17 protein-coding genes are annotated in these 15942 nt (G+C 44.4%); 11 read left to right on the forward strand and 6 right to left on the reverse strand.

The window, feature by feature from the left end:
• Positions 1 to 79 precede the first annotated feature (79 nt).
• Positions 80 to 898, reverse strand: a complete 819-nt coding sequence (locus FS666_RS03355; protein WP_144460599.1) for a hypothetical protein — start codon at positions 896 to 898, stop codon at positions 80 to 82.
• Positions 899 to 1304: 406 nt separating this feature from the next.
• Here FS666_RS03355 and FS666_RS03360 point away from each other — a divergent pair, with 406 nt between their 5' ends.
• The 4 genes from FS666_RS03360 (at position 1305) to FS666_RS20610 (ending at position 5058) form a co-directional block, all read left to right on the forward strand.
• Positions 1305 to 2645 carry an MATE family efflux transporter gene (locus tag FS666_RS03360; RefSeq protein WP_144460600.1) on the forward strand — a complete coding sequence of 447 codons (1341 nt, stop codon included), beginning with the start codon at positions 1305 to 1307 and terminating at the stop codon, positions 2643 to 2645.
• A gap of 176 nt (positions 2646 to 2821) precedes the next feature.
• Complete coding sequence (gene aspA, locus FS666_RS03365) at positions 2822 to 4249, forward strand: aspartate ammonia-lyase (protein WP_144460601.1); 1428 nt, start codon at positions 2822 to 2824, stop codon at positions 4247 to 4249.
• 211 nt (positions 4250 to 4460) lie between these two features.
• Positions 4461 to 4715: a hypothetical protein gene (locus FS666_RS03370; RefSeq protein ID WP_144460602.1), complete on the forward strand. Its 255-nt coding sequence runs from the start codon at positions 4461 to 4463 to the stop codon at positions 4713 to 4715.
• Positions 4669 to 5058 (forward strand): type II toxin-antitoxin system PemK/MazF family toxin, encoded by a 390-nt coding sequence (locus FS666_RS20610; RefSeq protein ID WP_186306488.1) that lies wholly within the window; start codon positions 4669 to 4671, stop codon positions 5056 to 5058. The genes FS666_RS03370 and FS666_RS20610 overlap by 47 nt, the downstream gene beginning before the upstream one ends.
• 31 nt (positions 5059 to 5089) lie before the next feature.
• Here FS666_RS20610 and FS666_RS03380 read toward each other — a convergent pair whose 3' ends face one another.
• Together FS666_RS03380 and FS666_RS03385 are read right to left on the reverse strand one after the other, a co-directional pair.
• Entirely contained in the window at positions 5090 to 5524 is a 435-nt protein-coding gene (locus FS666_RS03380) for a GNAT family N-acetyltransferase (protein WP_144460604.1), read from the reverse strand.
• 310 nt (positions 5525 to 5834) lie between these two features.
• Positions 5835 to 6827, reverse strand: coding sequence for a zinc-binding dehydrogenase (locus FS666_RS03385; RefSeq protein WP_144460605.1), 993 nt, complete (start codon positions 6825 to 6827; stop codon positions 5835 to 5837).
• Between the two features lie 162 nt (positions 6828 to 6989).
• On the opposite strand from FS666_RS03385, the gene FS666_RS03390 reads away from it, so the two are divergent.
• The 4 genes from FS666_RS03390 (at position 6990) to FS666_RS03405 (ending at position 10310) form a co-directional block, all read left to right on the forward strand.
• Positions 6990 to 7574 carry a class I SAM-dependent methyltransferase gene (locus FS666_RS03390; protein WP_144460606.1) on the forward strand — a complete coding sequence of 195 codons (585 nt, stop codon included), beginning with the start codon at positions 6990 to 6992 and terminating at the stop codon, positions 7572 to 7574.
• Between the two features lie 26 nt (positions 7575 to 7600).
• Positions 7601 to 8095 (forward strand): RDD family protein, encoded by a 495-nt coding sequence (locus FS666_RS03395; RefSeq protein ID WP_244943834.1) that lies wholly within the window; start codon positions 7601 to 7603, stop codon positions 8093 to 8095.
• Positions 8096 to 8154: 59 nt separating this feature from the next.
• Positions 8155 to 8400: a hypothetical protein gene (locus tag FS666_RS03400; protein WP_144460607.1), complete on the forward strand. Its 246-nt coding sequence runs from the start codon at positions 8155 to 8157 to the stop codon at positions 8398 to 8400.
• Positions 8401 to 8858: 458 nt separating this feature from the next.
• Entirely contained in the window at positions 8859 to 10310 is a 1452-nt protein-coding gene (locus FS666_RS03405; RefSeq protein WP_144460608.1) for an alanine/glycine:cation symporter family protein, read from the forward strand.
• A 722-nt stretch (positions 10311 to 11032) separates the two neighbouring features.
• Here the strand turns inward: FS666_RS03405 and FS666_RS03410 are convergent.
• Together FS666_RS03410 and FS666_RS03415 are read right to left on the reverse strand one after the other, a co-directional pair.
• Positions 11033 to 12148 carry an NAD(P)/FAD-dependent oxidoreductase gene (locus tag FS666_RS03410; RefSeq protein WP_144460609.1) on the reverse strand — a complete coding sequence of 372 codons (1116 nt, stop codon included), beginning with the start codon at positions 12146 to 12148 and terminating at the stop codon, positions 11033 to 11035.
• Between the two features lie 57 nt (positions 12149 to 12205).
• Positions 12206 to 12883: a DUF421 domain-containing protein gene (locus FS666_RS03415; RefSeq protein ID WP_120074952.1), complete on the reverse strand. Its 678-nt coding sequence runs from the start codon at positions 12881 to 12883 to the stop codon at positions 12206 to 12208.
• A gap of 124 nt (positions 12884 to 13007) precedes the next feature.
• Between FS666_RS03415 and FS666_RS03420 the strand changes: the two genes are divergently transcribed.
• The gene (locus FS666_RS03420) at positions 13008 to 14012 is read left to right on the forward strand and encodes a DUF3231 family protein (protein WP_144460610.1); all 1005 of its coding nucleotides are present in this window, start codon (positions 13008 to 13010) and stop codon (positions 14010 to 14012) included.
• 5 nt (positions 14013 to 14017) lie between these two features.
• Positions 14018 to 14464: a hypothetical protein gene (locus FS666_RS03425; RefSeq protein WP_144460611.1), complete on the forward strand. Its 447-nt coding sequence runs from the start codon at positions 14018 to 14020 to the stop codon at positions 14462 to 14464.
• A 28-nt stretch (positions 14465 to 14492) separates the two neighbouring features.
• Here FS666_RS03425 and FS666_RS03430 read toward each other — a convergent pair whose 3' ends face one another.
• Positions 14493 to 14720, reverse strand: a complete 228-nt coding sequence (locus tag FS666_RS03430) for a YczF family membrane protein (protein WP_144460612.1) — start codon at positions 14718 to 14720, stop codon at positions 14493 to 14495.
• A gap of 125 nt (positions 14721 to 14845) precedes the next feature.
• On the opposite strand from FS666_RS03430, the gene FS666_RS03435 reads away from it, so the two are divergent.
• Positions 14846 to 15937 carry a GerAB/ArcD/ProY family transporter gene (locus FS666_RS03435; protein ID WP_144460613.1) on the forward strand — a complete coding sequence of 364 codons (1092 nt, stop codon included), beginning with the start codon at positions 14846 to 14848 and terminating at the stop codon, positions 15935 to 15937.
• Positions 15938 to 15942: the final 5 nt, after the last annotated feature.

Consider the following 15942-nt stretch of genomic DNA (forward strand, 5'->3'; position numbering starts at 1 on the left):
GAAAACTATCGGATTCGAAAATGGATTTACTGATAGCTGCTTATTCGAGAAACATTCTCCGTTTGCCAATATAATTTATTTAGCTCAAATTATATAGCTTGTTCAACATAAAGGGCTTTGCCCTCTCCGGATAAATGCCTTCTGTCAGGAGCCATCTCCAAGAAAATTGCCCACTGTTTTGCCCAATCGTTCCAAAGAACAACAGATCTGGTTTAATTATATTGACCGGAAGCCCTCTAGTGTGAAAAATCCTTCCGTCGTCCAACTTTTCAAGAATAACCGTCTCATCAATAATGTCAATCACCTGAAAAAGGGTATGAAAAGATCTGTTAAAATGATAAAGCAAGTGTTCAATTCGATCAAAATCTTTTTTAAAATCCCAGCCCTCCTTATGGAAATCCGGATATTGCTTGAGAAATAGGCGGTTGAGGAGTCGTTCGCATATTTTTAAATCAATCAACGCTTCGTCAGAATAGGTCCTAACCTCTTGAGTCCATCTGGTGCCGGCTTTCTTATCAATACGTTTGACAAACCTATTAAGTTCAGAAAGAAAATTCTCGACTTCTTTCTCTTCTTCAGTGACTTTAAAGTGGTGGGGGAAATGGGCGAAAATGAGTTCTTCCCAAAAGGGAGGATGACAGTCATTCCAACTTGGAGGACAGTGATCTTCCAGATAATCGGTCATGTAGCTTGAAAAGACTTGAAGAAATTCATTGCGGATCATACAACGGGGCTTTTCGCGCTTAAAGGCTATTAAATCTTTCCCATAGTACTGATACAGCCCGCGGTATCGCATCTTAAACTGGGAGCTGACCTGCAAATCGCTCAGAAACTCCTGATATTCTTCCGGACTGGCGAAAGAGTGCTTGAACACTTTGACCTCAGGGATTTGATTCAATATTTATTCAACCTGCTTTCATAATGGATTTATTGGAGCCAGTATAGCGTACCCCCCGCAAGCCTGTCATATCGTCAAAATTGAACTTTTCCCGGATGCTTTTGTTGAAAAATAAGATTTAGAGAAATTTTTAACGGCTTGGCTTACCTTTCGGAGACGAAAAGTTAAAAAATCGCAAAAAATAAATCCCACGCCAGATGAAGCCCGGTTAATTTTTCGTCCGATTAATACTTTGAATATCTAATCAAACGTTTGATTAGCTGACTCAAAGCCAATAATCGTGCAATCAAAAAAGCCCGTTTTTTAAATCAAACGTTTGATTAGCTGTTCCAAAACCAAAATCATGCTTTTCCTTTCATCAAGCATATATAATGTGAGGAGTACCTTTTAGAAAGGATATCTCACGATGAAACAGCAGGATTTTACGGCCGGGCCGATTGGGAGGCAGCTCCTTGCTTTTTCGCTCCCGATTCTGGTCACCAATCTTCTTCAGACTTCCTATCAATTTATTGACAGTCTTTGGGTCGGGAATTTGCTCGGGGCCAATGTTCTTGGGGCTGTGTCGGTTTCGAGCACGGTCATTTTTACTGTTCTTTCTTTTATCATCGGTGTGAATAATGCGACGCTGACAGTCCTTTCCCAGCTTAAAGGGAAGGACGACGAGGCCAAGCTGAGGAGTTTTGTCAACGCATTTGTTGTCATTTTAAGCGGCATGGCGATTGCTCTAGGGGTTGCAGGGTTTATTTTTGCAAAAAATATTCTCCAGTTCCTTGGCACTCCTTCTTCAATGATTGCAGAGGCTGTCAGTTATTTGCAGATTAACTTTCTCGGAATCTTGTTTTTGTTTGGCTATAACTTTATTTCTACTGTTTTCAGGGCGCTCGGCAACAGTAAAACTCCTATCCGATTCGTCCTGATTGCAGTCATTTTAAATGCGGTTCTCGACCCTATATTTATCTACGTCTTTGATTGGGGGATCGAAGGGGCGGCTTATGCGACGATTGTCGCGCAAGGAGCGGCGTTTGTGTATGGCCTGTTTGTCAGCATCCGTTTCAAGCAGATCCCTTTTTCTATTCCAAAACTTCCGAAAAGGGAAGAGGCATCCATCATCCTAATGCAGGGGATTCCATCAGGTCTTCAAATGACGGTAATTTCCGCTGGGCTTGCTGCGATCATGAGCGTTGTCACTTCGTTCGGTCCTGATGCAGTGGCAGGTTTTGGCGCGGCGCAGCGTCTGGACAGTATCATCATGCTGCCGGCACATGCGCTTGGCACAGCTGTCAACAGTATGGCGGGACAGAATATTGCCATCAAACAGTGGGACCGGGTCAGGCAGATCACGGTGTATGCCCTGTTTTTGAACTTAGCTGCTATGTTATTGGCGGCTGTCATCATTTTTATTTTTGCAAGATGGGGAATCCGCATGTTCGTTTCTGATGAAGGGGCGGTTGCCTTTGGGACGGAATATGTGAAAATCATCGCCTTTTTCTATCCGTTTCTCGGCCTCAATTTTGTGTGGAACGGTGTTGTTCGGGCTTCAGGGGCCATGTTCCAGGTACTTATGCTCAATATTATTTCTTTCTGGGTCTTGCGTTATCCACTCACATTTATTTTCGCGAAATTAATAGGCGAAAAAGGAATCGGTGCCGGCATCGCCGCCAGCTTTGTCATCAGCAGCATTCTCGCATTCGGCTACTATCGATTCGGGAAATGGAGAGAAAGGGAGCTGTTTGAGGAAACGGCCTAATAAAATGCCGTGGGTAATCAGGATGAAACCTGAATTTTGAATACTTACGGTTTTCAAAAGCTGCATAACCATGTAAGATGGAACTATATATTAATCTATGATAGCCCGGATCTTGAAAGTTGATCCGGGCAGACTTTTATGCATTCTTAAAGAATACCAGATGGAGGACGGAAAAAATGGAAGTGTCAGTCATGGAAACACGAGAAGAAAAAGACTTTTTAGGAACAAAGGAAGTACCCGTCGATGCTTATTACGGGATTCAAACACTCAGGGCAGTGGAAAATTTTCCAATCACGGGAAACAAGCTTCATGAAGAGCTGATTAAAGCATTGGCCATTGTTAAAAAAGCTGCGGCATTGGCGAACACGGAAGTCGGATTGCTGCCGGGGGAAATCGGGCAGGCGATTGTTGAGGCTTCGCAGGAGATCATTGAAGGGAAACTGCATGACCAGTTTATCGTGGATCCGATTCAAGGCGGAGCAGGCACATCGATGAATATGAATGCCAACGAGGTCATTGCGAATAGAGCGTTGGAATTGCTCGGCAAAAACAAAGGCGATTATGCCTCCATCAGCCCCAACTCCCATGTGAATATGGCCCAGTCTACTAACGATAGTGTTCCGACAGCCATCCATGTAGCAGTACTGAATGTTCTGGATGGATTGCTGTCAGTCATGGAAGATATGAAAGCCGCTTTTGAAAATAAGCAAAAAGAATTTGACCATGTTGTGAAAATGGGAAGAACACATCTTCAGGATGCTGTCCCCATCCGTCTCGGCCAGGAGTTCGGTGCATACAGCCGTGTCATCGGAAGGGACATTAAACGGATCCGCCGCTCAAAAGAGGGGCTTTACGAAGTGAACTTGGGAGCAACAGCAGTCGGATCAGGCTTAAACGCTGATCCAAAATATATCGAACTGGCTGTTGAATATCTTCAGGATATCAGCGGACTGCCGATGGTTGCAGCGGAAAACTTGGTTGATGCAACGCAGAACACGGATGCTTACACAGAGGTGTCTGCCGCGTTGAAAATCTGCATGACAAACATGTCCAAAATTGCAAATGACCTGAGATTCATGGCGTCAGGACCGAAAGCGGGCCTTGCGGAAATCAGTCTTCCCGCAAGGCAGCCGGGTTCATCCATCATGCCCGGAAAAGTGAATCCGGTCATGGCCGAACTGATCAACCAAATCGCTTTCCAAGTGGTCGGAAATGACCAGACTATCAGCCTGGCTTCAGAAGCGGGGCAGTTTGAACTGAACGTGATGGGGCCGGTCCTTGTCTACAATTTGATGGACTCTATCACAGTAATGACAAACGGTTTCAGAGTGTTCACTGAATACTGCGTTTCGGGCATCATCGCCAACGAAGAAAGAATGAAACATTACGTAGAATCGAGCGTGGGCATCATTACTGCGGTCAACCCGCATATCGGATACGAAGCCGCTGCAGCCATCGCTAGGGAAGCTATTGAAACAGGCCGTTCCGTCCGCGAACTTTGCCTCGAGCTAGGCGTGCTGACTTCTGAAGAGCTTGATCAAATTTTAGATGCACATGAAATGACCAACCCGGGAATCGCCGGTGCGGCTTTGTTGAAAAGATAAAGGAAAAATGGGAATCCTCGACATGAACGGGGGTTCTTTTTTTCGGATAAATCACGAAGTCTTGCCCCTTAAAAAATTAAAAAATGATGTTTTCCATAACGGATGATTAAATTATCATAAAAAGGGAAAACTTCAATATATTAAAGACCATAAGAGATAGACGAACTACCTTTCGCCTGTTAGTATAAAGGTACTACTAGGGCGAAAGGAAGTGAATTTAGTGGTAATCGATTTCAAAGATAAAAATGTAGTACTTAGAAGAAATGAATCAAGTGGGGTGCTTACATTGAATAAACCTCGGGACATCAAAGACATTGAAAAGGGCCTGGGGATTGATCAAATAAAGCCGATTACACTAACTCCTTCCGACAGCGAAGATATGAACGAAAAAGAACAGGAGTTAAGGGATTGGTATGAGCATGAACTCAGGAAATTCTTTGAATCGCAAAAAAGGGAGTTCCCTTAGTAAGCGTGAATCTTTAACAAGAGCCAGGCGAAGCGCAAAACACGGTGACTTCTTTTTTGCCAAATGGGCTACGAGTGATGGATATGTAAGGGAATCTCCTTGTTTAGTTGTAAGCAATCACCCAGATCCACATGGTGAAATTATTGTTTTAAAGTGCACCACACAGCAAGCCAAGACGAGTTTTGATGCACCCGTTTCTTGCTTGAAATTTCCGAGTGTCGTAAGATGCAATAAAATTTACACAATAGAACGAAGTCAACTTGCTTTTCCGATTTCAGCTTCGATAGATACCAATGAATATCAAGATATAATGAACAAATTAGCTGCAGCGTTGTGTCTGTAAGACATTCTTTGATTTCAAGGAGTGTCTTTTTTTATTTTATTACTGCTTTAAACACATAACTAACCTTATCGTATCCCATTTTTTCTTCGTAAAAGCGGTGTGCATCCGTCCGCTGCAGCCCGGAAGACAGCGCAACGCTTTCGAACTGGTTTTCCTTTGCCCATTTATGCACATATGAAAGAAGTTGTTCACCGTATCCTTTTGAACGACTGTTGGCATCCGTAACTAAATCGCAAATCCAAATGAATCTCCCGTAATATAAAGTGATCATGGGCTGGAAACCAATTACCGCAACGATTTTCCCTTTATAGAGAAGCGCGAACATTTTGTAGCCCTCTTTCTCCTGTGCTTCAACGACCAATTCAAGATATGAGTCTTCATCCAGATGGGTCCGCAGTTGCTTTATAACGGAAAAGGCTGACATGATCTCGTCATGCGATTGAAGCTCTTTGATTGTTACACTCATATTTAAACGCTCCTTTTTGTAAAGATCATATCCGCGTTCGCCAAACTTATCCACATTATAAATGAACTTGTGATGCAAACAACACACAGAAAAGGAATGCAACTCAGGAGAAAATTGTAGTATATCCCCAGATCCGCCACGAAGTTATCCACAATATCTGTATAACTTTCCGGGATTTCCCCAATCACAGTAAAATCAAGCCTTCCAATTGGAGGTTACTAACATATGGGCAGGTTAAGAATGGGTTTATCCCCAATGTTATCCACATTTGGGCATAAAAAAGGACAGAGTTGCCACCCTGTCCATCATCTCAATCAATCAAGAAACCAACTTTTCCAAACTGCTCGGCCTCTTCCAAACGGTTGAAGGCGATTTCGTACTTGCTTAACGGAAAAATGGCTTCGATTTCCGGTTTGATTTTATGTTTTTCCACAAATTCAATCATGTCCGTGAATTCTTCAGCACTTCCCATGGTGGTCCCAAGCATGTTGTACTGTCCGTAAAAGAAGCTGCGAAGATCCAACTTCACTTCATCTCCTGCAGAAGCGCCAAATGTAACGATTGTTCCGCCCGGACGAAGCTGTCCGACAGATTTGTTGAAAGTCGCCTCTCCGACAGACTCTATAACCAAGTCCACTTTTTCGCCGCCTAACTGTTCATCCCAATCACCGTTGCTGTCAATCGCTTTATCAGCTCCGAGTTCAAGTGCGCGCTGCCGCTTTTCTTCTGAGCGCGATGTAACATAGACAGTCGCTCCGACTGCTTTGGCAAATTTTAAAATAAAAGTGATGACGCCGCTTCCCGCTCCAGGAAGAAGGACAGTCATATCGGGTGTGATCTTTCCTCTTGTAAACAGGGCGCGATATCCTGTAAGGGCAGCAAGCCCAAATACCCCTGCTTCTTCCCATATTAGATGTTGCGGTCTGGGGACTGCATTTTCAGCCGGAATCACGATGTAATCGGCAAATGTTCCGTGGTCCGGAAGCCCGACAATCTCAAATCCCTCAGGCGGAGCATCGCTTTTTTCCTTCCAGCCGAGTCCAGGATTAATAATGACTTCGTCGCCAATGTTGACATTTTCAACGCCTTCGCCAACAGCATCAATAATGCCGGCACCGTCTGAACCAATAATGAGCGGCGGATCAGCCTGTTTATGGCGGTGAAGAACGAATAAATCTCGATGATTCATCCCTGTTGTTTTCAGTTTAACCCGTACTTCACCCGGGCCAGGCTGTCCAACTTCCATTTCCCGCAAAGAGAGACCTGCCATTCCCGGCTTGCCTTCATGAACGATCGCTTTCAACAAAATCCCCCCGTTTTGTGTAAATTCTAATCATTCTCATAGTCTATCATACAGAGAACAATTCTGCGTCCAAGTCAACTTATTTTATCAATTTTGACTCTTGCGAAAGTTCATGAACCATGTTTAAGTAAAGATGAGAGTTGAAGAAAAGAGGGATTCTAGATGGCTGATCCAGGGCAATTTGGAAAGCCGGCAGGTACGATTGGTAAATTTTTCGGGTGGATGATGGACAAATACAATAAGGATGAACATGAGGAAACAATACAAATTCTTGGTCTGCAACCGGATGACCATGTGCTGGAAATTGGGTATGGAACAGGCCAGGCGATTCGTTTGGCTGTGGATAAAATTCAAAATGGGAAAATTGTCGGCGTTGACCATTCAGATGCCATGTTTGAAGTGGCTTCTCGGAAAAATAAGAAATGGATTCATCAAGGGATCGTTGACCTTCTTGTAGGTGATGCAGGCAAATTGGATTTCGGTGAGGAGTCTTTCGACAAGGTGTACAGTATTCATTGTATCTATTTTTGGGAACAACCCGAGTCAAACTTAAAAGAAATTTATAGGGTGCTAAAGAACAAAGGAATAATTGCAATCACCATACGGACGGGTAAAGGAGAGGTCTATGAAAAATTCACGGATTCCAACGTAAAAAAGTGGCTTGAAAACTGCGGATTTAAACATGTCACGATCAAGCGCTATGGTAAAGCGAAACACAAGTCATCCATTATTTTGGGGGAGAAGTGATTTTTGCAAGGAAGGGAGTGCCGATTATGCTGGCATTAAAAAGGCTTGCTGCATATATCACTGATTTTCTAATCCTTGCGGTTGTTTTATCAGGATTACAGATGCTTATCAGCTTATTAACCGGTGGATGGCCTTTTGATCAATTCCGCACCGGCTTGCAAATTGAGTTATGGGTACTTTGTACAATGTCGCTTCCTGTATGGGCTTATTTCATTGTTTATGAATTTCGAAGGCAACAGACAGCCGGAAAACGATTATTCAGGCTCCGGGTCGTCCGGAATGATGGAGACAGAATAACACTTTGGCAATCATTTCTGCGAACATTCATCAAGCTCCTGCCTTGGGAATTAACACATCTCATCGTATTAGTCCCGGTACCTTGGTGGGAACCAGGGGCCGAACCCAACCATTTGATCTACATCCCGAATGCACTCATATTAATTTATATCATTTGCTTGTTCCTGACGGCTGGAAGAAAGGGACCGCATGATATCGTAGCGGGGACAGAGGTTAAGGCGTAAAGTGAAACTTTACAATATCTTAGTTCGTATTAAAAACAAACACACTGGAGGTAAAAAAGATGGAAAAAGAAGATACAAATCTGCAATTATTAAATGAACTAAAAGAACTGAAGGCAAGAGAAGAAATAAATACACAATTGCTGAATGAAGTAAAAGAAATGAAGGCCAAAATGGAAAAACTCGAGCAGGATATCGAGGACATTAAATTTTTCACACCGAAGCCAGTCGTAACCCCGGCAATGATCGGCCAAATTGGCGGTATCCTACTGGGAGCACTCGTTATTATCGGGCTTTTTTGGCTGTGAAAAATTTTGGCAGGCATTTTTACTATTCTTAACTGTGTCCGTGTGCCTCCATTAAGCTAAGGCGAAACGCGGGTTCCTGTACTGTTGAAACGATCCAATGCCCACGTTTGGAGAAAAACGCATAGCCCGGTCAACGGCTCCGCGATCCAAAGCCCGCGTTTGATGAAAAATGCGTTAACCGGTCAACGGCTCCGCAATCCAATGCCCGCGTTTGGAGAAAAACGCATAGCTCGGTCAATGGCTCCGCGAGCCAATGCCCACGTTTGGAGAAAAACGCATAGCCCGGTCAACGGCTCCGCGATCCAAAGCCCGCGTTTGATGAAAAATGCGTTAGTAGGTCAATGGCACTAAAAAGATCATAAATAATAGGTATTGTTTTATTTTTTATAGCAGTATATAATTCTATTTGTAAGCGTTTACACATATATTGATATAATGATATCAGAGGAGGAATGTGGATGGTACAATTCGTTGAATGGCTGAATGGTGTGTTATGGAGTTCTCCCCTTATTTATTTGGCACTGGGCATTGGCATCTTATTTTCTATTATGACTCGTTTTATGCAACTCCGCCTTGTCAAAGACATGATTACACAACTATTTTCGGGGAAAAGCTCCGATGCCGGGATTTCCTCGTTCCAGGCGATGTCGGTTGCACTATCGGGGCGAGTCGGAACCGGTAATATTGCCGGAACGGCAACTGCTATTGCATTTGGGGGTCCAGGGGCCGTCTTTTGGATGTGGGCGATCGCCTTTCTTGGCGCCAGTACAGCGTATGTTGAATCAACCCTGGCGCAAATTTATAAAGTGAAACAAGATGGCGAATACCGCGGAGGACCTGCATACTATATTGAAAAGGGCATGGGGAAAAAGTGGTATGCCGTGATCTTCGCAGTCTCAACTGCTATAGCAATGGCTTTTCTTATGCCTGGGGTGCAAGCGAACTCCATTGCAAGCGGTCTTAAAAATGCTTTTGGGATCAGCACTGTCGTCACAGGCATTTTTATCGTTCTATTACTGGGCTTCATTATTTTTGGGGGAATAAAAAGAATTGCAAGGACGGCAGAATGGGTTGTTCCGTTTATGGCCATCGGCTATGTTCTTGTGTCACTGATTGTCATTGCGTTTAACATTACCGAATTACCAGCTATTATTGCATTGATCTTTAAAAGTGCCTTTGGTCTGGATTCCGCCTTCGGCGGTATTCTGGGAATGGCGATTTCCTGGGGGGTAAAACGCGGAATCTATTCAAATGAAGCAGGCCAGGGATCAGGGGCTCACGCTGCGGGGGCAGCCGAAGTATCCCACCCTGCCAAACAGGGAATCGTTCAGGCGTTTTCTGTATATATTGATACTCTTGTCGTGTGTTCCGCCACCGCATTCATGATTATTATCACGGGCATGTACAATACGGTTCGCCCGGATAATACCTTTATTGTCAAACGTCTCGGTGATGTCGAGCCGGGGCCGGGCTATACCCAGGCTGCGGTAGAATCCGTTTTGCCGGGATTCGGTTCGGGCTTTGTGGCGATCGCACTCTTTTTCTTTGCTTTTACGACAATCATGGCTTACTACTATATATCCGAAACGAATGTCGCTTATTTAACAAGAGGAAGAAACGGGCAAATTGCGATGTTTATTGTAAAAATCGCCTTGCTGGCAAGTACGTTTTATGGATGCATCCGTACGGCCAAAGTGGCTTGGGACCTCGGAGATATCGGACTGGGCATTATGTGCTGGTTGAACATGATCGCCATCCTGATTTTGTATAAACCGGCCATGGTTGCTTTAAAAGACTATGAAGCGCAGAAAAAACAAGGGTTGGACCCAGTCTTCGATCCTAAAAAAGTGGGCATTAAAAACGCCGACTTCTGGGAAAGTGATGACTTTAAAAAGCAGGATGTCGGCTAAAAGCGCAGAGCCGGGCTGTTTGTTCAGCCCGGTTTTGCTGTGTGCCCCGCAGCAATACAATCTATATAGGTTGAGATAAGTTATCGCGATTAGTATTCAGAGAGATACAATTAAGTTTTGGCCACCGGAAGGATAGTTGCAAATTGTCCGGTGCTCTTTTTACGGCAAGGAATCATTAGATTGACCGAGCTCACAGACTTATCTCCCTTCTGGAGGGAATCTCCCGGATTCCGGCGTCGACTCCAGCGCCCGCGCAATCAGTTTAACGTATTACCCGGTCACTGGGCAGTGTCTCCAGCGCCCGCGCAATCAGTTTAACGTATTACTCGGTCACTGGGCAGTGTCTCCAGCGCCCGCGCAATCAGTTTAACGTATTACTCGGTCACTGGGCAGTGTCTCCAGCGCCCGCGCAATCGGTTTAACGCAGAACCCGGTCACTGGGCGTCGACTCCAGCGCCCGCGCAATCGGTTTAACGTAGAACTCGGTCACTGGGCAGCGTCTCCAGCGCCCGCGCAAAAGGTTAAACGCAGAACCCGGTCACTGGGCAGCGTCTCCAGCGCCCCGCGCAAAAGGTTAAACGCAGAACCCGGTCACTGGGCAGAATCTCCAGATCCCGCTCAAGAGGCTAATCGTTGCACCCGGTCACTGGGCGGGGCTCACATCCGGCTTATGGCAACACGGACACATCATTCTAAGTATTCGCTGGCTGGGTTCCGATCCCTCACTCCAACGCCCGCTCTACCCGATACAGGCTCAAGTCCATTTTCGGTTCCTTTCCCAAAGCCAGACACGCCAGTTCCGACCCCAAATAAGGTCCTGCGGTCAGACCGGTTGCCCCCAGCCCGTTTCCGATCAAGATGTTTTCAAATCCGGGCAGCTTTCCGAGGACCGGAATCGATTCAGGCGTATAGGGCCTAAAGCCGACCCGCGTTTCCAAAATGGTGCTGTCAGCAAGACCGGGTGCAATTTCCAGCGCCTTTTCCAAAATTTCATGCATCCCGCCCGCGGTTACACGCAAATCAAAGTTGGTGAAGTTTTCATAGGTTGCACCGGCAACGATCCGTCCATCTTCAAATGGTACGATGTATTGGCTTCCCGGTGGCATGATCACCGGCCAACTTTCCGTCTGTGTTTCAGGCAGTACCATATGTACAATCTGGGCCTTTAAATCTTTTGAGCGGAAATCAATCCCAATGGACTGCATCAATTCCCGGATCCACGCGCCAGCTGTAATCACGACTTTTGTTGAATCATAAAAACATCCATTTGCTTCAACACCTGCAACCTTTTTCCCTTCCAAAATTAGCTTTGCATCTCCATAAACCCTCCGCGCCCCTAATCGCTCGGCTGAATGTAAAAGGGCGTCCCGCAGCCTGCGGCCGTTTACACGCGCCGCGCCGCTGACATAAACGGAGCCGAACTCTTCCGCCAATGGAGGGAAAAGCGCGCGCGTTTCATTTGCATCCAGCAGTTTGATTTCCCCTATTTCGGGAGCGTCCTCCAGCCTTTTCAATGCCCGCTCCTTCATTTGCAGCAGTTTTTCCGTGTCTGAATGAAGGCTGACGGCCCCAACCCTCGCATAACCGGTTTCCGTTTCTCCGATTTCTTCAAGTTCAGTTATGAGTCCGGGATAGAACGCGGCTCCTGTTTTCGCCAGCCTGTACCAGTCCTTATTCCTGCGTTGTGACAGCCAGGGACAAACGATTCCTGCAGCGGCGTCAGTCGCTTGTCCCATATCCTTGCGGTCAATGACCGTTACATCCGCTCCTGCTTTCGCCAAATGATAAGCAGTGGATGCACCGAAAATTCCGGCGCCGATTACGATAATTTTGTCCATGGTTTACATCCTTTGTCTATTTATTGCTGTCTCAAGAATATGTTTTGGTTGACTTCCTTAATTCGTTGTAAGTATAAAAAACCCTTCTGTTTCAGACCATTCTGCGTATAAAATATTGCTCGTGTCGGAACAGCCTTCCTTTTTCAATTGCTCTTGCAGCCAATCGGCCGTTTTTCCGATAAACTTCAGCATGTCCTCTTGTACTCTTCCATTATCTACCAGCAAGATGGATGGCGATTCGTCTTTGACTTCCATCCGGAGCATTCCCGCGGTCGGCGGTTCAGCGGATGAATATTTCTTTACACTGATGGTACCGCTTGTCTCCAAATAGAGATCCCTCACCTCTTTTAATGAAAATATTCCTTTTTGGCGAAGCATTGTACGAAGCTGTTCCATTTCGATATGATTCTTGTTCAATTTTTCAAGATCCAGCTTTCCGTCTTTCATCAGCCTCGTTGAGCTGCCTTTGAAAAGCCTCCTCAGTTTGTCATTTTTTCCGACAAGAATCTCCACTATATAAATTAACACAGCCCATACGGCAACACCAAACAGCATTTGCCAAATGGATATTTTATGATCGTAAAGGCTTTCCTCAAGCAATGAGCCCAAAATAAGTGCATATACAAAATCAAATGGGGTGAACTGCCCCAGCTCTTTCTTTCCGAGCAGCCGTGTAACAGCAAGCAAAGCCCCAAGGCCCAATGCCAATTTGATGACAGTATCAAGATAGAGCATTTGAAACCTCCTCCAATTATTCTTTTTTATACCACAAAAAACGCTTGCTAAGCATTTGGCATGCGGCATTATAAGTTTTCTGCGGAAGGGAATACTATTCAATAATCAAAAGGAGGTCTGTTCTATGACAAATCATGATCATGTAAAACTGACCGCAAGTGAATTGTCCACATTTTTCATATCGTATTTGCGGGACACGATGGAAGTGTGTGTACTGTCCTATTTTCGTGAGCATGTGGAGGACCCGGATATTAAAGAAGCTGTTGAATACGCATTGCAGCTGTCGGAAATGCACGTTGACATGGATAGGAATTTATTTGACAAAGAGGGGCTTCCTACTCCGGCAGGGTTTATAGAGCAGGACGTTAATGTAAAAGCTCCAAGGCTGTTCAGTGATGAATTGATTCTCCAGTACGTGGCGAATTTAGGGATAGTGGGAATGAGCGCCTACAGCGTTTCCGTTGCGAATTCAGCCCGTCCGGATGTGCGAAAACATTTTACTTCTTGCCTTGAATCGGCAGCTGAGCTATATAACCGTTCGGCAAATATCTTGCAGGAAAAAGGATTATTCATCCGTTCCCCTTTTATTCCATATCCGGAAATCACCGAATTTGTTAAAAAGCAGCACTTTTTATCAGGGTGGGTGGGTAAACAAAGACCTTTGACGAGCACGGAGATCTCATTTTTATATATGAATTTATTGCGAAACAACCTTGGAGGGGCTTTATTGACAGGCTTTGCGCAAGTTGCAGAGTCAAAAGAAGTCCGTAAATTCATGGTGAGGGGATCAGAGATTGCCAAGCACCATGAGACTGTATTTAATAAGTTTTTATCTGAAAGCAACATTTCCACTCCGCTTCCATGGGTTTTAACTGTAACAGCGTCAAGGACTCCCGTGTTTTCCGATAAATTATTGATGTTCCATACAAACTCCTTAAATATTGCCAGTATCGGATTTTATGGCCAAAGCATGGCAGCCAGCCCGCGGAGGGATATAGGTACAGCCTACAGCCGTTTAATGATTGAAATTGGCGAATATATAACGGAAGGAACGCAAATCACGATTTCCAATGGATGGCTTGAAAAACCGCCTACGGCTCCTGACAGGCGAGATTTGACGAAGGGTTAAAAGATGTGAATTCGAAGGAAAAGTTATTTTGGAGTATTGCATTCCCCGGATTTGGACAATTTTTAAATGGTAAATATATTAAAGGAATAGTATTGCTTATATTGGAATTCTTGGTGAATATGCGGTCCAACTTTAATTCGATTATTATTTTCAGTTTTCATGGCGAGATCGGCAAAGCCATCGATCAGGCCGATTTTCAATGGCTGATGTTTTACCCTTGTATTTACTTCTTCTCGATATGGGATGCTTATAAGGATGCAGGAGGCGGAAAAGAGCCCTATTCTTTTCTCCCGTTTGCCTTGACAGCCTATTTCGTGACTTTGGGGGTCATTTTTTCAACCAAAATAAGATTTTTCGGTGTCCTGCTGGGTCCAATCTGGCTTCCGATGATCAGTGTCATTCCCGGGGTGTTGACAGGATTTTTATTGAAAAAAATACTGGCTGCAAAGTGAAAACGGCAGAAGATGATCTGCCGTTTATTCATTCCTTTCCTGCTTTCTTTTTTTTATAAAGGGAGATAATGGGCTGCAATAAAATAATGGAAGGGAGCAGGGTGTAAAGTACTTTTTCCGAAACGGTCATGACATGAAAAGGCCGGACCCAGTCACGGATGGCTTCCTTGAAACCAAAGCCGATAAGCAGGTCGGCGCTTATGGATAATACCATCATCATTACCATCATTAATAAAAAAATAATGATTATTTTCAAAACCTGCCTCATTCCTTCCTGCACATTTTCTTCCCTTGGGGATCATGGTTATAAAAGTGCTTTATTTTGGGTAAAACGGTGAGTGAGCCCACCTTTAGGATTCACTAAACAGGAGTGATCCATCCATGGAACAGGCCAAGATCAGTTCTTACCAATTGTTTGTCCTATTACTTTTGTTTCAGCTTGGAAGTGCTTTGTTGTTCCCGCTTGGAATCGATGCAAATCAGGACGCATGGCTCGCTATACTTATCGCAACCTTGGGCGGGTTTTTAATCTTTTTCATTTATTACGGCCTTTTTTTGATTTATCCTGATGTACTGCCGACGACATATGTCCAGGATATCATTGGGAAGTTTTTTGGAAGAATTTGCTCCACTCTATTTATGGTTTACTTTACATATTTCGCTGCAAGAATACTCAGGGATTTTGGTGAGATGCTCGCAGTGATTGGGTATCCAAGCACACCATTAGTCATCAACCACCTTTTATTGATCTTCGTTGTGGCCTATTCCGTCCGCAAAGGCATCGAAGTCCTGGCAAGGACCGGGGAAATCCTGTTTGTGTTGATTTATTTAATGGCACTCGCAGGATTTTCATTGATTGTTTTTTCCAGTTTAATTGATTTGGATCGATTAAAGCCGTTTCTTGAAGATGGTATTTGGCCGGTTATAAAAGTGGCTTTGACACAGATAATCTTTTTTCCGTTTGGGGAATTGTTTGTTTTCTCCATGATTTTCCCTTATATTGCCGATCGGAAAAAGGTGAAATTTGCAAGCTTATTTGCCCTGGGTTTAAGTGGCGTTAACTTGGCCATTAGTACGGCTATAAACATTAGTGTCCTCGGAGCCTTTGAGGTTAAAAGATCGCAATTCCCCCTCCTTGGCACCATCCAATCCATTGAAATTGCTGATTTTTTGGAGCGGCTTGATATTTTTTTTATGCTTGCATTAATCATTCTGGGATTTTTTAAGCTCAGCATGTATTTTTATGCGATTACGATCGGAATGGCTGACATATGGAATGTAAAAGAACCAACGAAGCTTGTTTCTCCAATTGGATTTGTCGTTTTGCTTTTCTCGATAGCGATTGCCAGTAACATGGAAGAACATGTGGAAGAGGGGGTTAAGGCTATTTCTATTAATTTACAGCTCCCCTTTCAAATTATTATTCCTTTAATACTTTTGATTATCGCGTTTTTTAAAAATAGAAAAAAATAACTCCG

Origin of the sequence: Siminovitchia fortis (assembly GCF_007681465.1) — a bacterium.
Lineage (GTDB): Bacteria > Bacillota > Bacilli > Bacillales > Bacillaceae_C > Siminovitchia > Siminovitchia fortis.

Excerpts from the sequence above, each read along its gene's own strand:
- FS666_RS03360 (WP_144460600.1), top strand. The coding sequence starts at position 1,305 with ATGAAACAGCAGGATTTTACGGCCGGGCCGATTGGGAGGCAGCTCCTT.
- aspA (WP_144460601.1), top strand. The coding sequence starts at position 2,822 with ATGGAAGTGTCAGTCATGGAAACACGAGAAGAAAAAGACTTTTTAGGA.
- FS666_RS20610 (WP_186306488.1), top strand. The coding sequence starts at position 4,669 with ATGAACTCAGGAAATTCTTTGAATCGCAAAAAAGGGAGTTCCCTTAGT.
- FS666_RS03380 (WP_144460604.1), bottom strand. The coding sequence starts at position 5,524 with ATGAGTGTAACAATCAAAGAGCTTCAATCGCATGACGAGATCATGTCA.
- FS666_RS03390 (WP_144460606.1), top strand. The coding sequence starts at position 6,990 with ATGGCTGATCCAGGGCAATTTGGAAAGCCGGCAGGTACGATTGGTAAA.
- FS666_RS03395 (WP_244943834.1), top strand. The coding sequence starts at position 7,601 with ATGCTGGCATTAAAAAGGCTTGCTGCATATATCACTGATTTTCTAATC.
- FS666_RS03400 (WP_144460607.1), top strand. The coding sequence starts at position 8,155 with ATGGAAAAAGAAGATACAAATCTGCAATTATTAAATGAACTAAAAGAA.
- FS666_RS03405 (WP_144460608.1), top strand. The coding sequence starts at position 8,859 with ATGGTACAATTCGTTGAATGGCTGAATGGTGTGTTATGGAGTTCTCCC.
- FS666_RS03410 (WP_144460609.1), bottom strand. The coding sequence starts at position 12,148 with ATGGACAAAATTATCGTAATCGGCGCCGGAATTTTCGGTGCATCCACT.
- FS666_RS03415 (WP_120074952.1), bottom strand. The coding sequence starts at position 12,883 with ATGCTCTATCTTGATACTGTCATCAAATTGGCATTGGGCCTTGGGGCT.
- FS666_RS03420 (WP_144460610.1), top strand. The coding sequence starts at position 13,008 with ATGACAAATCATGATCATGTAAAACTGACCGCAAGTGAATTGTCCACA.
- FS666_RS03435 (WP_144460613.1), top strand. The coding sequence starts at position 14,846 with ATGGAACAGGCCAAGATCAGTTCTTACCAATTGTTTGTCCTATTACTT.